The organism is Nitrobacter sp. JJSN (genome assembly GCF_051912485.1).
Taxonomy (GTDB): domain Bacteria; phylum Pseudomonadota; class Alphaproteobacteria; order Rhizobiales; family Xanthobacteraceae; genus Nitrobacter.
Genome location: NZ_CP196822.1, coordinates 1,939,866 through 1,952,800, shown reverse-complemented (window position 1 = coordinate 1,952,800; position 12,935 = coordinate 1,939,866). Strand labels below are relative to the sequence as shown.

Genomic DNA, 12,935 nt, shown 5'->3' with positions numbered 1-12,935 from the left:
CGCGAGCGGTTTTTCAGCAGACTGCTAGATCATCGATACCAGCCCGCCGCCGTGGCGCTCCAGCCGTCCGGCCAGTTCCAGCTCAAGCAGAACGGTACGCACGATCGCCGGCGAGGCATCCGCCATCCGGATCAGATCGTCGAGGCCGATTGGCGCCGGGCCAAGCAAGCCGACGATGCGTGCGCGGTCGCTCGCAGCGGGCTCTTCCGCCTCCGGACCGCCGCGATCCGGTTCCCCCGCGGGCAGATTGATCGGCCGCCTCATGATCGGCCGCACGGCATTAATGACATCGGATGCTTCGGTGATCAGTGCCGCACCCTGCTTGATGAGGTCGTTGGTGCCGGCGGCGCGAGGATCGAGCGGTGAACCCGGCACAGCGAAGACTTCGCGGCCTTGCTCGGCGGCGATTCGGGCTGTTATTAGCGAGCCCGAGCGATGCGCCGCCTCGACCACGACGACACCGAGCGCGACGCCGGAGATCAGGCGGTTGCGCCGTGGGAAGTCGCGGGCGCGCGGCACATGCCCCATCGGCATTTCAGAAATCGCGCCGCCGCCTTCCAACACCGCCGCAAGCAGATCCTCATGCTCGGACGGATAGATGCGGTCGTGACCGCCGGCAAGCACTGCGACGGTGCCACTCGCGATGCTTGCGCGATGCGCCGCCTGGTCGATGCCGCGTGCCAGTCCCGACGCGATGACGAAACCGGCGTCGCCGAGGTCGTGCGCCAGTGTTTGTGCGAATTTGTGGCCGGCACCGGATGCATTACGTGAACCGACGATCGCAATCATCGGACGCTCCATGACATCGAGGTTGCCGCGCACGCCGAGCAACGGCGGCGCGTCGTCGATGGTTGTGAGGTGCGGCGGATAGCCGGTCTCGCCCGGCGCCACCAAACTGACGCCGATCCGCTTGGCGGCGGCCAACTCGTCCCTCGCCTCCGCTTCACCGCAAAGGCGGCTCGGGCGCGAAGCACCGCCGCGTCGCGCCAGATCCGGCAGGCGGGTCATCGCCTCGCGGGCACTGCCGAAATGATTCACAAGCGAACGAAAGGTCCGCGGCCCGACGTTTTCGGAGCGGATCAGCCGCAGCCAGTCGATCCGCTGCGCCTCGGTCAGTCGTCTCACCGATTCCTGAATCTTCACCTTTCCCCCCAAGCCCAAGACACATTTGCCTAACTTGGCTGCGGGAACAACTGTTGGATGATGCCAGTCATCGTACCGGGAGATTCGCGAGGTGTGTACTTGCCCTGCAATGTGACGTCCGTCACGGCCGCGCTGAGCATTTCGCATTATGCCTGCCGTCACGTCGGCGGCAGTCGTCGACCTGAAGAACGGAGACGATCATGGACAATAGTTTTCGCCCACTCGATGTCGAGGAAATCAGTACCGTCAGCGGTGGCATGAAGTGGGACCGCAATCACGTCAGCAACGACGTAATCGACGCCCGCGGTGGCTCGCTGACGGTGTGGGGCGTCACGATGACCTTCGATATCAATGGCAAGTGCAGCAGTATCGGTCCCGCTGGCCCCGCGTGATCCTCAACTCCAAGGATCAAGCGGCTACGCTTTCGCACCGATTTTGCCTTCGCTGCCAGCAACAAGACGCCGGATGTTCTCGCGGTGCGTGAACCATAACAGCAGCGTCAGCATCGCAAACAGCACCGCAAATTGTGGATGTCCCAGCCACCACAACAGCAGTGGCGTGGCGAGACTCGCGATCAGGGCTGAGAGGGATGAGTAGCGCGTCGTGAACGCGACCAGCAGCCAGATCGCGCAGAAGGCCAACGCTGCCGGCCAGAACAGGCCGAGCAGCACGCCGATATAGGTCGCGACGCCTTTGCCGCCGCGGAATTTGAGCCACACCGGAAACAGGTGACCCAGAAACGCGCCGAGCGCCGCAGCCATCGCGGCTCCCGGTCCGGATAGAAGTAATGCGATCACGACGGCAGCCGTGCCCTTCAGCATGTCGCCCAGAAGCGTTGCTGCCGCCAGACCCTTGCGTCCGGTTCGCAGCACGTTGGTTGCGCCGATATTGCCCGAGCCGATCGAACGCAGGTCTTGCGTTCCGGCTACCTGAGTCAGGACCATCCCGAAGGGTATCGAGCCGAGCAGATAGCCGAAGGCGAGGGCAATCAGGCCATTTGGAAACATCGAAAAGGGCTCCGGACATCACTGCGGCAACTGTAAACCATAGATCGGCATGGTCGCGCCACGTCAGATATTCAGGTCGTGCAGAGCATCGAAATTCGACTATATCGCTCTGTGCGGACGATGATTTTCGCCGTTGCAGCTATGAGCGCCCTTCCGCCTCTAACGGATCAGAAGCGAGGGCGATATGATTTTGATTTAACGTAGATTTGGTCGAGCGAACGAGATTAAAACTCCATAGCGTCAGACGTGTTCGAAAACCGTGCGCCCGCCGACGATGGTGCGGACGACGCGGCCCGAGAAGCGGGATTCGTCGAACGGCGTGTTCTTGCTTTGTGACTTGAGATCGGCGGGATCGAGCACCCACGGCACGTCCGGATCGATCACGATCACATCGGCGGGCGCGCCCGGGCGTAGCGATCCGCCCGGCAGACCGAGCAACTCCGCGGGCCGTGTCGACATCGCCCGGATCAGCGTCTTGAAATCCAGTTCCTCGTTATGCACGAGCCGCAGCGCCGCCGTCAGCATGGTTTCGAGTCCGATTGCGCCGGCCGCGGCTTCCGCGAACGGCAGGCGCTTGGTTTCCACGTCCTGCGGATTGTGATCGGACATCACGACATCGATCAGGCCCGACGCCAGCGCCGCGACCAGCGCGCGGCGGTCGTCCTCGCTGCGCAGCGGCGGCGCCACCTTCAGAAACGTGCGGTACGGACCGATATCGTTTTCATTCAGCGTCAGGTGATTGATCGATGCGGATGCCGTAACCTGGAGCCCGGCGTCGCGCGCGCGCTTGAGGATATCGAGCGATTCCGCGCAGGTCAGCGACGCTGCGTGGTAGCGGCCGCCGGTCAGCGCCACGAGCCGCATGTCGCGCTCCAGCACGATCGCCTCCGCGGCCGCTGGAATGCCCATGAGTCCGAGGCGAGCGGAATATTCGCCTTCATTCATGACGCCTTCACCGACCAGATGAGCATCTTCGGTGTGGTGGACAATCAGGGCGTCGAAGTCGCGGGCATAGGTCAGGGCGCGGCGCATCACCTGGGCATTCATCACGCTGCGCGCGCCATCGGTGAAGGCGACCGCACCTGCCGCCTTCAACAGGCCGATCTCGGTCATTTCCTTGCCGGCAAGACCCTTGGTCAGCGCCGCCATCGGATGAATGTTGACGATTGCAGTATCTCGAGCGCGGCGCAGCACGAAATCGACGGTCGCGGAATTGTCGATTACCGGCGAGGTATCGGGCTGGCAGACAATGGTGGTGATGCCACCGGCGGCGGCTGCGCGGCTCGCGGACGCGAAGGTTTCGCGATGGCCGGCACCGGGCTCGCCGACGAACGCGCGCATGTCGATCAGGCCGGGCGCTACGATCTTGCCGGCGCAGTTGATGATGTCGGTGCCTTCGGGCACGCCGGCGGCTCCGATCCCGCGCCGCGCATCGCGTACAACTCCGTCGCTGATCAGTACGTCGCCCGGTCCGTCAAGGTCGCGCGCCGGATCGACGACGCGGGCGTTGGCGAGCAGAATGGGGCGGTGGCCGTTCAGCATCGCTGCAATCCCCGCCGCTCCCGGATTGACGGAAAGGTCGCGAACTTACGCATTCGGCAGGTTCCTCGCCAGTGCTTCCAGCACCGCCATCCGCACAGCGACCCCCATTTCAACCTGTTCGCGGATCAGCGACTGCGCTCCGTCCGCCACGATGGAGTCGATCTCGACGCCGCGATTCATTGGTCCCGGATGCATGACCAGCGCGTCGGGTTTTGCATAAGCGAGCTTTTTCTGATCGAGGCCGAAATAGTGAAAATACTCGGAGCTCGACGGCACGAACGAGCCGCTCATCCGTTCGCGTTGCAGTCGAAGCATCATGACGATATCGGCGCCATCCAGTCCCTCTCGCATGTCGCGGGCGACCTCGACGCCCATGCGCTCGATGCCCGGAGGCAGCAGCGTGGAGGGCGCAACCACACGCACGCGCGCGCCCATGGCGTTGAGCAGGATGATGTTGGAGCGCGCGACGCGCGAATGCAGCACATCGCCGCAGATCGCAACCAGAAGTCCCTCGAGCCGGCCCTTGTTGCGGCGGATGGTCAGGGCGTCGAGCAGCGCCTGGGTCGGATGTTCGTGGGCGCCGTCGCCGGCATTGATGACGGAGCCGTCGACCTTGCGCGCCAGAAGCTCCACCGCACCGGAGGCGGAATGGCGCATCACAAGAATGTCCGGATGCATGGCATTGAGTGTCATTGCGGTATCGACCAGCGTCTCGCCCTTGCGGGTCGACATCGACGACACCGACATGTTCATCACGTCGGCGCCGAGCCGCTTGCCGGCGATCTCGAATGAGGACTGGGTTCGCGTCGATGCTTCGAAGAACAGGTTGATCTGGGTGCGCCCGCGTAACGAGGTGCGCTTCTTGTCGATCTGGCGGTTCAGTTCGACGTATTCCTCTGAAAGGTCGAGGAGGCCGGTAATATCGGCGACGGAAAGGCCCTCGATCCCCAGCAGATGCCGGTGCCCGAGAACAAAGCTCGATTTCGTTGACGATGTCATTAAAGCCAGACCTATAGGCAGAGTTTCCCGTTGGAGCAAGGCCGAACGGAGCGCCAGTGGGTTTTTCCCCGCTGAAGCTGGGTCAGGGTAAACGGAGTGATGCGTTGACCGGCGTGATCTCGCCGCGGTTCCGGCGTACAGTCGCACCGTGTCAGCGCCCGCGGAGGTGGTTCATGACGCAACCATTCAGAACGCACGAGGTGTTCAACCAGTCGCCGCCTTTCGAGGACGTCGATCTGTTCTCGCTGGATGCTCCGCTGGCAGAGGCGGTGGCTGTGAACGGCGGCAAGGCTGCGTTGGGCGAACTGTCCGAATTCGGCAGGCACTGGGGATCGGCGGCGATGGCCGCGCGCGGCCGTCTCGCCAACGAGAACCCGCCGAAGCTGCGATTGTTCGACGCACAAGGCAACCGGCGCGATGAGGTCGAATTCCATCCGGCCTATCATGAACTGATGGCGCACAGCGCCCATGCCGGCCTCCACAATTCCACCTGGACCGCCGACGGCAAGCCGGCAGGCGGGGCTGCGGAGGTGGTGCGCGCGGCAAAATTCTACATGGCTGCGCAGATCGAGACTGGACATCTCTGCCCAATCACCATGACCCGCGCGTCGGTGGCTGCGCTTGCCGCGCAACCGGATGTGCTGGCCAAGGCGATGCCCGTGATCACGCCTCGCAGCTACGATCCCGCCTTCGCGCCATGGTGGACCAAGCGCGGCATGACGCTCGGCATGGGCATGACCGAGAAGCAGGGCGGCACCGATGTGCGCGCCAACCAGACCCGCGCCGAGCGCGACGACGATGCCTATCGTATCACCGGGCACAAATGGTTCATGTCGGCTCCGATGTGCGACGCGTTCCTGGTGCTGGCGCAGGCCGAGGAAGGACTGACGTGCTTTTTCATGCCGCGCTTCCGCCCCGACGGCTCGGTCAATGCGATTCATTTCCAGCGGCTGAAGGACAAGCTCGGCAACCGCTCCAACGCCTCCTCCGAAGTGGAATTCACCGAAGCTTACGCCGAACGCGTTGGCGAGGAGGGCAAGGGCATCCGCACCATTATCCAGATGGTGCAGTTGACGCGGCAGGATTGCGCCATTGCCTCTGTCGGCCTGATGCGCTCGGGACTGGCTCATGCGCTGCATCACACGCGTCACCGCAGCGTGTTTCAGAAACATCTGGTCGACCAGCCGCTGATGCAGACGGTGCTGGCCGACATGGCGCTCCATGTCGAGGCCTCGGTGGCGCTGGTGATGCGGCTGTGTCGCGCTTTCGATGAAGCATCGACGGACGCGAAGGCGGCGGCGTGGATACGACTTTTGACGCCCGCGGTGAAATACTGGACTTGCAAGAGCGCGCCGGGTTTTCTGTATGAAACGATGGAGTGCCTCGGCGGCAATGGTTATGTGGAGGAGGGCATTCTGGCGCGGCACTATCGCGAGGCGCCGGTCAACGCGATCTGGGAAGGGTCGGGCAATGTGATGTGCCTCGACGTATTGCGCGCGCTGGCGCGTGAGGCAGAAGCGGCGGCGGTCGTGCTCGAAGATTTCGTCGCGGACACCCGAGGTCTGCCCGGCGCGGCTGAAGCGGTGGCATTTCTCGCCAGGACTTTCCGCCGGCCCGATGGCGAGCGCGTGGCGCGGCAGGCGGTGGAGACGCTGGCGCAACTGGCCGCGGCCGCGGCGCTCAACCGGACCGCACCGGATCAGGCAGCGCTGTTTGCGGCGACGCGGCTCGGCGGCACCCACGGGCGCATGTACGGCACAGCCGAACTTTCCGTCGATGACGGCCGGCGGCTGCTCAAGCGGACTCTGCCGTGAATCCCACGGTTTGGTAAGGAATGCCGACCAGAGTGCCGCCATGAGCACACCTGACAGTGATCCTTTGGCGCCACCCCCGCTACCTGCTGCACCGCATCCGCCGCAAGCCTGGAAATTCATAGGCACCAGCCTGTGGGGTATCGCGGTGTTCGCGGCGATGTTTGCCGGGCAACTTTCGGTCCTGGCTTATTTCCTGATCATCGATCACGCGCCATTTAGTTTCGACAAAGTCGCGGAACTGGCCGGAAACGGCCTGACGGTCGCGCTGTCGGTGGTCATGGGACTGCCGACGGCCTTGCTCGCGCTCTGGATCGCGATCCGGCTGTCGCGGGTGCCGTTCGCCGATTATCTCGCGCTGCGTTGGCCCTCGTGGCGCTATCTGCTGCTCGGTATCGTCGCTCTGGTCGCGCTCGTCATGGGATGGGAGGGCGTGTTCTATGCGATAGGACGGGAGTCCTCGGCGGAATTCATGGTGGGTGTGATGAAATCGGCGCGGGCTGAGAGCGCGCTGTGGCTTCTGGTCGTTGCATTTTGCGTGGTGGCGCCGCTCACCGAGGAACTCCTGACGCGCGGATTCCTTTATCGCGGGTGGTCGGAGTCGGTCCTGCGGCCCACCGGCGCCATCGTACTGTCGTCGCTGATGTGGACCGCGATGCATCTGCAATATGACTTGTTCTTCTTCGCCGAGGTCTTTTCGATTGGCCTGCTGTTCGGCTACCTGCGCTATCGCAGCGGATCGATCTGGTTGACCGTGATCCTGCACGGCCTCAACAATCTCGCGGCGACGCTGCAGACACTGTGGATCTCCGGCCAGTCGTGATCGGCGCCCGCGCGACCCGCCCCGGCTGCGTACTCAGTCCGTTCCCGAGGCCCGCCGCACCGCCAGCCGGTCGAGCGCGCCCTGCAGGATGAAGATCGCGGCATGCTCGTCGATGACCTTCGCGCGTTTTGCGCGGCTCATGTCCATTCCGATCAGTTCGCGCTCGACGGCGACCGTCGAGAGCCGTTCGTCCCACAACCCGATGGCAAGATCGGTGAGCTTTGCCAGATTGCGCGCGAAAGCACGGGTTGATTGCGCGCGCGGCCCTTCGCTGCCGTCCATGTTGATCGGCAGACCGAGCACGAAACCCACGGCACTGCGCTCGCCCGCAATCGCAAGCAGCCGCGCGGCATCTGCGGTAAATGTCTTGCGTTGAACCGTCTCGACGCCGGTGGCGAGGCGGCGATCCGGATCGGACACCGCGACACCGATGGTCTTGGTACCGAGGTCGAGGCCTACGAGGGCCCCGCGCTCGGGCCAGCGTGCGACAGCGTCGATCAAGGGCAGGATTGATGCAGGCATGGCTTCGCATAACACGCGAGACAAGCCTGGCAAAATGGCGCTACGAAACACTGGGCTGAGACAATAGGCCCCTTGCGTGCCGATATGCTAGGGCGCGAGCCAATAATCACTCGCAAATGGGAAGACCATGTGGCCCGACCGCAAACTCATTGATCTCTTTGGAATCGAATTTCCTATCGTTCAAGCGCCGATGGCGGGCATCATGGACGCTGACCTCGTCATCGGAGCGGCCGAGGGTGGCGCCTTGGGGTCGTTGCCGTGCGCGATGCTGTCACCCGACAAGGTCCGCGAGCAGGTCGGCATCATCAGGCAGCGGGTCAAGGTGCCGCTCAACATGAACTTCTTCGTCCATCGCGCGGTGGCTGCCGATCCGCAGCGTGACGCCGGATGGCGGATGCGGCTTGGCGCTTATTATAAAGAGTTGGGTCTCGATCCTTCGGTCCCGACCGCCCCCGCCAACCGCGCCCCGTTCGACGCGGCCATGTGCGAAGTTGTCGAGGACATGAAGCCGGAGGTGGTCAGCTTCCATTTCGGACTGCCGGACAGGCCGTTGCTCGATCGGGTCAAGGCGACCGGTGCGGTTGTGGTCGGCTGCGCTACCATCGTGCGTGAGGCGGTGTGGCTGGAGGAAAACGGCGTCGATGCCATCATCGCGCAAGGCGCGGAGGCGGGCGGTCACCGCAGCATGTTTCTGACTGACAACATCGCCGCGCAGCCGGGACTTTTCGCACTCGTGCCGCAAATGGCGGATGTGGTGCGCGTGCCGATCATCGCTGCGGGCGGTGTCGCCGATGGCCGCGGCATTGCGGCCGCATTCGCGCTCGGCGCGGCCGGCGTGCAAATCGGCACGGCCTATCTGCGGTGTCCGGAATCGAAGGTATCAGTGCTCGGTCGTGCCGCGCTCGCGACCGCGGGCGACGAGTCGACAGTCATCACCAACATTATGACCGGACGTCCGGCACGCGGAATTGCCAACCGGGTGATGCGCGAAGTGGGGCCGGTCTCGCCGGATGCGCCGGCATTTCCGCATGCGGCCGCCGCTTTTGCGCCGCTCAAGGCGGTGGCCGAGAAACAGGGCAAGCCGGATTTCACGAACCTTTGGGCCGGACAGGCGGTCCGGCTCGGCCGCGAGATGCGGGCGGCAGAACTGACCCGCGCGCTGGCGGGGGACGCGTTGAAGAGGTTGAGTGTCTTGTAGGTTGTAAGAGCAATAGTGTGCGGTTGCGGCGCGAAAGGCGGGTCTGCTATACGGCGTAACGTTTGTTGGGTGACAAACCTTACACACCCCTGCGAGGCCCTGCATTATGTCGGTCGATGCCGTTACTGTCCGCCGCATCGCGCATCTCGCGCGCATTGCGGTCGATGACGCCGAGGTTCCCCACCTGCAGGACGAACTGAATGCGATCCTCGCATTCGTTGAGCAATTGCAGGAAGTGAACGTCGATGGCGTCGAACCGATGACGTCGGTGACGCCGATGGAGATGAAAAAACGGGCTGACGTGGTGAATGAAGGCGAGATCGCCGACAAGATCGTCGCAAACGCGCCGGTGACGGATGACCACTTCTTTCTGGTGCCGAAGGTCGTCGAATAACAGGTTTTGAACCCATGTGTCTGCTCTGCGGCGATGAAACGGCCTATCGGGCCTATATGGATTACCTCGACGCCATGGAGCGTCAGGGCGACACTGCCGATCTGGACAAGGCCATGGAGGCTGTTCTCGACAAGCTCCAGGCGGCCGACAAAATGAGAGCCGCTGATCCCAGGAACGACAGGACGCTATCGCCATTCTTTTGCAGCGCGGTTGTTAAATGACGGACCTGACTTCGCTCACGCTGGCCGAGGCCCGTGACGGCCTCGCGAACAAATCATTCACGGCGCTCGAATTGACCGACGCACATCTCGCGGCGATCGAACGTGCGCGTGTGCTGAACGCCTATGTGTTGGAGACGCCGGAGCAGGCGAGGGCGATGGCGCGCGAGGCCGACATGCGGATCGCCAAAGGCGAGGGCGGACCACTTAACGGTCTTCCGCTCGGCGTCAAGGATCTGTTCGCGACGGAAGGCGCGCGGACTACGGCATGTTCGCATATTCTCGATGATTTCAAGCCGCCCTATGAATCCACCGTGACGTCGCAGCTCTGGCGCGATGGCGCCGTGATGCTTGGCAAGCTCAACAACGACGAATTCGCGATGGGCTCGTCGAACGAGACCTCGCGCTTCGGCCCCGTGGTCAACCCGTGGCGGCGGCAGGGGTCCGATGCAAAGCTGGTCCCCGGTGGCTCATCGGGTGGGTCCGCCTCGGCTGTTGCCGCGGGATTGTGTCTGGGCGCGACCGCGACCGATACCGGCGGCTCGATCCGTCAGCCCGCCGCCTTCACCGGCACGGTCGGCATCAAGCCGACCTACGGACGCTGCTCGCGCTGGGGCATCGTCGCGTTTGCGTCGTCGCTCGATCAGGCTGGGCCGATCGCGCGCACCGTGCGCGACGCCGCGATCCTGATGCGCTCGATGGCTGGCCACGACCCGAAGGATACAACCTCGGTCGATCGTGCGGTGCCCGATTATGAAGCCGCGATCGGTAAATCCGTGAAGGGAATGAAGATCGGAATCCCGAAAGAGTATCGGCTCGACGGCGCGCCAGCTGAAATCGAAAAGCTGTGGACGCAAGGCGCCGAGTGGCTGAAAGCCGCGGGCGCCGAGCTGGTTGAGGTATCGCTGCCGCATACGAAATACGCGCTGCCCGCCTACTACATCGTCGCGCCCGCCGAGGCGTCGTCCAACCTCGCGCGCTACGATGGCGTCCGTTACGGCGCCCGCGCCGAGGGGCGCAACATTGTCGAAATGTATGAAAATACGCGTGCGAAGGGCTTTGGCGCGGAGGTCCGCCGTCGTATTATGATCGGCACCTATGTTTTGTCCGCAGGCTACTACGACGCCTATTACCTCCGTGCGCAAAAGGTTCGCACCTTGATCAAGAAGGATTTCGAGGATTGCTATGCTGCCGGTATCGACGCGATCCTGACTCCCGCGACGCCGTCCGCCGCCTTCGGCATCGGCGAGAAAGCCGGCTCCGATCCGATCGAGATGTATCTCAATGACATCTTCACGGTGACGGCGAACATGGCGGGCCTGCCGGGCCTGGCTGTGCCCGCCGGCAAAGATGCGCAAGGGTTGCCGCTTGGGCTACAACTGATCGGCCGTCCGTTCGATGAAGAGGCGCTCCTTTCTCTTGGCGAGATCATCGAGCAGGCGGCAGGCCGTTTTACGCCGGAGGTTTGGTGGTGACACCGGATGCTTTCAAAGCCAGCTTGACGAATGCGGAGCCGCCACAGGGCGTTTCGGTGCCGCTCGCAGCAATGTGGTGGGCCGCCAAGGGAGACTGGAACAAGGCGCACGTCCTCGTGCAGCCGGTGGTGGGTTCGGAGGCCGCCTGGGTGCACGCCTACCTGCATCGGTTTGAGGGGCGCGAGATCGGCAACGCCGCCTATTGGTATCGCCGCGCGGACAAGCCGTTTGCGAAAAATTCGTCCGAGGAAGAATGGGGGCAAATCGTCGCGGAGTTGCTGGGCGGCGGGGGCGGTTAACGGCGCGGCGCGGCGCGGATCGTTCGTCAGCCAGCACCTCATTTCAGCCGTTCGCGTCTTTGGCGACATTGGCAGGGCATTGCACGACCATGCGTTCAGCAGCATTTGCCGTCATCGGATTGGGCGCGGTGTTGCTTGGTTGCGCATCGATCCAGAATGCGCCGGTCAATCAGCCGGGCAGCAGCGCCGATCTCGCGGGCCAGCTTCACGAAAAAGTTGAGGAGCGGGCGGCGGTCGATGACGACCTGGTTGGGCTGTCGTTCTCTGGCGGAGGCACACGGGCCGCGGCCTTTTCCTTCGGTGTGTTGGAAGCAATGGCGCAGACGCCGGTGCGCGGCGGCGGCGCGGCGATGCTTGATCGGCTCGATTTTATTTCCGGAGTGTCCGGAGGGTCGGTGACGGCCGCATATTATGGGTTGCGCAAGCGTGCGGCGCTGGCCGACTTCCGCGAAAAGTTCCTGCTGCGCAATGCCGAGGAGGGGCTCCAAACCGACCTCAACCTCGCGACCTTGAGCAAGGCGTTTGCCGGCGGAATCAATGACTCCCGTGGCCTGCCGCGCTGGCTCGACGCCAATCTGTTTCATGGCGCGACCTTCGCCGATCTTCGCAAGACGGTGCGTCCGCGGGTGTGGATCAACGCCTCCGACATCTATAATCGCACGCCCTTCGTCTTCGGCGTGACTGCGTTCCGGGCGATGTGCAGCGACCTCGCGTCTTATCCGCTGGCGAATGCGGTTGCGCCGTCGGCTGCGGTGCCCGTTGCGTTTGCGCCGGTGGTGATTCAGACTTTTCCCGGCCGGTGCAACGATCCGCTGCCGGCATGGATCGTCAAAGCGCGCGACGATCGCAACGCGCCGCCGATGCTGAGCGCGTTTGCGAAAGCGGTCAGCCGTTATCACGACGGCGAAATTCCCTACATCAAGCTGCTCGACGGTGGCCTGGTCGACAACTATGGCTTGTCCGGCTTCACCATCGCGCGGCTGTCGGCGAGCACGCCCTACGATCCACTATCGCCGGAGCGGGCCGTCAAACTTCGGCGCGGGCTGTTTCTGGTAATAGATGCCAAAACCGGAGTTGCAGGGAACTGGATCAATACCGTGGAAGGTCCGAACGGCGTTGATCTGGTCAAGGCAGCGGCGGATACCGCCATCGATGCCAGCGTCGGCGCGGGCTACACCGCGTTCGAGCGTACCATGGGTGATTGGCAGGCAGCGCTGATCCACTGGCGCTGCGGCCTGTCGGCTGCGGACCGTGCCCGGTACGGCGCGCGTCCGGGTTGGAATTGTCGCGACCTGAAACTGTTCGTGGGGAGGATCGGTTTCGATCAGCTCGATCCCGCGCGCGCTGCCAGCCTGGAAACCGTTCCGACCCGCTTCCATCTGCCGCCGCAGCAGGTGGACGACGTGATCGCCGCCGGTCGCGATGCGCTGCGGGCGAGCTCTGTATTCCGCGCGTTTGCCGGCAGCATGTGAGCAAGCCCGAGCTTGCCGACTCAATTGATCCT

14 protein-coding genes are annotated in these 12,935 nt (G+C 63.7%); 9 read left to right on the top strand and 5 right to left on the bottom strand.

The genetic code is table 11. The annotated features are described in order from the left end of the window. Positions 1-24: 24 nt before the first annotated feature. Complete coding sequence (gene dprA / locus ACSZOQ_RS09695; protein WP_439925792.1) at positions 25-1,143, bottom strand: DNA-processing protein DprA; 1,119 nt, start codon at positions 1,141-1,143, stop codon at positions 25-27. Between the two features lie 200 nt (positions 1,144-1,343). On the opposite strand from dprA, the gene ACSZOQ_RS09690 reads away from it, so the two are divergent. Then, positions 1,344-1,535: a hypothetical protein gene (locus tag ACSZOQ_RS09690; RefSeq protein WP_439925791.1), complete on the top strand. Its 192-nt coding sequence runs from the start codon at positions 1,344-1,346 to the stop codon at positions 1,533-1,535. A 24-nt stretch (positions 1,536-1,559) separates the two neighbouring features. On the opposite strand, the gene plsY is transcribed toward ACSZOQ_RS09690, so the two are convergent. The 3 genes from plsY to ACSZOQ_RS09675 all read right to left on the bottom strand — a co-directional run bounded on the left by plsY (position 1,560) and on the right by ACSZOQ_RS09675 (position 4,691). Then, positions 1,560-2,150: a glycerol-3-phosphate 1-O-acyltransferase PlsY gene (plsY, locus tag ACSZOQ_RS09685; protein WP_439925790.1), complete on the bottom strand. Its 591-nt coding sequence runs from the start codon at positions 2,148-2,150 to the stop codon at positions 1,560-1,562. Positions 2,151-2,390: 240 nt separating this feature from the next. Further along, entirely contained in the window at positions 2,391-3,692 is a 1,302-nt protein-coding gene (locus ACSZOQ_RS09680; protein WP_439925789.1) for a dihydroorotase, read from the bottom strand. A 45-nt stretch (positions 3,693-3,737) separates the two neighbouring features. Beyond that, positions 3,738-4,691 carry an aspartate carbamoyltransferase catalytic subunit gene (locus ACSZOQ_RS09675; protein WP_439925788.1) on the bottom strand — a complete coding sequence of 318 codons (954 nt, stop codon included), beginning with the start codon at positions 4,689-4,691 and terminating at the stop codon, positions 3,738-3,740. Between the two features lie 173 nt (positions 4,692-4,864). Here ACSZOQ_RS09675 and ACSZOQ_RS09670 point away from each other — a divergent pair, with 173 nt between their 5' ends. Together ACSZOQ_RS09670 and ACSZOQ_RS09665 are read left to right on the top strand one after the other, a co-directional pair. Continuing rightward, positions 4,865-6,505 carry an acyl-CoA dehydrogenase family protein gene (locus ACSZOQ_RS09670; RefSeq protein ID WP_439925787.1) on the top strand — a complete coding sequence of 547 codons (1,641 nt, stop codon included), beginning with the start codon at positions 4,865-4,867 and terminating at the stop codon, positions 6,503-6,505. Between the two features lie 40 nt (positions 6,506-6,545). Next, positions 6,546-7,325, top strand: a complete 780-nt coding sequence (locus ACSZOQ_RS09665; protein WP_439925786.1) for a lysostaphin resistance A-like protein — start codon at positions 6,546-6,548, stop codon at positions 7,323-7,325. Between the two features lie 33 nt (positions 7,326-7,358). On the opposite strand, the gene ruvX is transcribed toward ACSZOQ_RS09665, so the two are convergent. Further along, positions 7,359-7,847, bottom strand: coding sequence for a Holliday junction resolvase RuvX (ruvX, locus tag ACSZOQ_RS09660; RefSeq protein ID WP_439925785.1), 489 nt, complete (start codon positions 7,845-7,847; stop codon positions 7,359-7,361). Between the two features lie 127 nt (positions 7,848-7,974). Here ruvX and ACSZOQ_RS09655 point away from each other — a divergent pair, with 127 nt between their 5' ends. The 6 genes from ACSZOQ_RS09655 to ACSZOQ_RS09630 all read left to right on the top strand — a co-directional run bounded on the left by ACSZOQ_RS09655 (position 7,975) and on the right by ACSZOQ_RS09630 (position 12,903). Further along, positions 7,975-9,045: an NAD(P)H-dependent flavin oxidoreductase gene (locus ACSZOQ_RS09655; RefSeq protein WP_439925784.1), complete on the top strand. Its 1,071-nt coding sequence runs from the start codon at positions 7,975-7,977 to the stop codon at positions 9,043-9,045. A gap of 106 nt (positions 9,046-9,151) precedes the next feature. After that, positions 9,152-9,439 carry an Asp-tRNA(Asn)/Glu-tRNA(Gln) amidotransferase subunit GatC gene (gene gatC, locus ACSZOQ_RS09650; protein ID WP_439925783.1) on the top strand — a complete coding sequence of 96 codons (288 nt, stop codon included), beginning with the start codon at positions 9,152-9,154 and terminating at the stop codon, positions 9,437-9,439. Between the two features lie 14 nt (positions 9,440-9,453). Next, positions 9,454-9,660, top strand: coding sequence for a hypothetical protein (locus ACSZOQ_RS09645; protein ID WP_439925782.1), 207 nt, complete (start codon positions 9,454-9,456; stop codon positions 9,658-9,660). Continuing rightward, a complete protein-coding gene (gene gatA, locus ACSZOQ_RS09640; protein WP_439925781.1) occupies positions 9,657-11,132 on the top strand; it encodes an Asp-tRNA(Asn)/Glu-tRNA(Gln) amidotransferase subunit GatA in 1,476 nt (491 codons plus the stop codon). The genes ACSZOQ_RS09645 and gatA overlap by 4 nt, the downstream gene beginning before the upstream one ends. Then, complete coding sequence (locus ACSZOQ_RS09635; RefSeq protein ID WP_439925780.1) at positions 11,123-11,431, top strand: hypothetical protein; 309 nt, start codon at positions 11,123-11,125, stop codon at positions 11,429-11,431. The genes gatA and ACSZOQ_RS09635 overlap by 10 nt, the downstream gene beginning before the upstream one ends. 89 nt (positions 11,432-11,520) lie before the next feature. Next, positions 11,521-12,903, top strand: coding sequence for a patatin-like phospholipase family protein (locus ACSZOQ_RS09630; protein ID WP_439925779.1), 1,383 nt, complete (start codon positions 11,521-11,523; stop codon positions 12,901-12,903). Positions 12,904-12,935 lie beyond the last annotated feature (32 nt).

Excerpts from the sequence above, each read along its gene's own strand:
- gatC (WP_439925783.1), top strand. The coding sequence starts at position 9,152 with ATGTCGGTCGATGCCGTTACTGTCCGCCGCATCGCGCATCTCGCGCGC.
- ACSZOQ_RS09655 (WP_439925784.1), top strand. The coding sequence starts at position 7,975 with ATGTGGCCCGACCGCAAACTCATTGATCTCTTTGGAATCGAATTTCCT.
- ACSZOQ_RS09690 (WP_439925791.1), top strand. The coding sequence starts at position 1,344 with ATGGACAATAGTTTTCGCCCACTCGATGTCGAGGAAATCAGTACCGTC.
- ruvX (WP_439925785.1), bottom strand. The coding sequence starts at position 7,847 with ATGCCTGCATCAATCCTGCCCTTGATCGACGCTGTCGCACGCTGGCCC.
- ACSZOQ_RS09675 (WP_439925788.1), bottom strand. The coding sequence starts at position 4,691 with ATGACATCGTCAACGAAATCGAGCTTTGTTCTCGGGCACCGGCATCTG.
- ACSZOQ_RS09645 (WP_439925782.1), top strand. The coding sequence starts at position 9,454 with ATGTGTCTGCTCTGCGGCGATGAAACGGCCTATCGGGCCTATATGGAT.
- ACSZOQ_RS09665 (WP_439925786.1), top strand. The coding sequence starts at position 6,546 with ATGAGCACACCTGACAGTGATCCTTTGGCGCCACCCCCGCTACCTGCT.
- gatA (WP_439925781.1), top strand. The coding sequence starts at position 9,657 with ATGACGGACCTGACTTCGCTCACGCTGGCCGAGGCCCGTGACGGCCTC.
- plsY (WP_439925790.1), bottom strand. The coding sequence starts at position 2,150 with ATGTTTCCAAATGGCCTGATTGCCCTCGCCTTCGGCTATCTGCTCGGC.
- ACSZOQ_RS09630 (WP_439925779.1), top strand. The coding sequence starts at position 11,521 with ATGCGTTCAGCAGCATTTGCCGTCATCGGATTGGGCGCGGTGTTGCTT.
- ACSZOQ_RS09670 (WP_439925787.1), top strand. The coding sequence starts at position 4,865 with ATGACGCAACCATTCAGAACGCACGAGGTGTTCAACCAGTCGCCGCCT.
- ACSZOQ_RS09680 (WP_439925789.1), bottom strand. The coding sequence starts at position 3,692 with ATGCTGAACGGCCACCGCCCCATTCTGCTCGCCAACGCCCGCGTCGTC.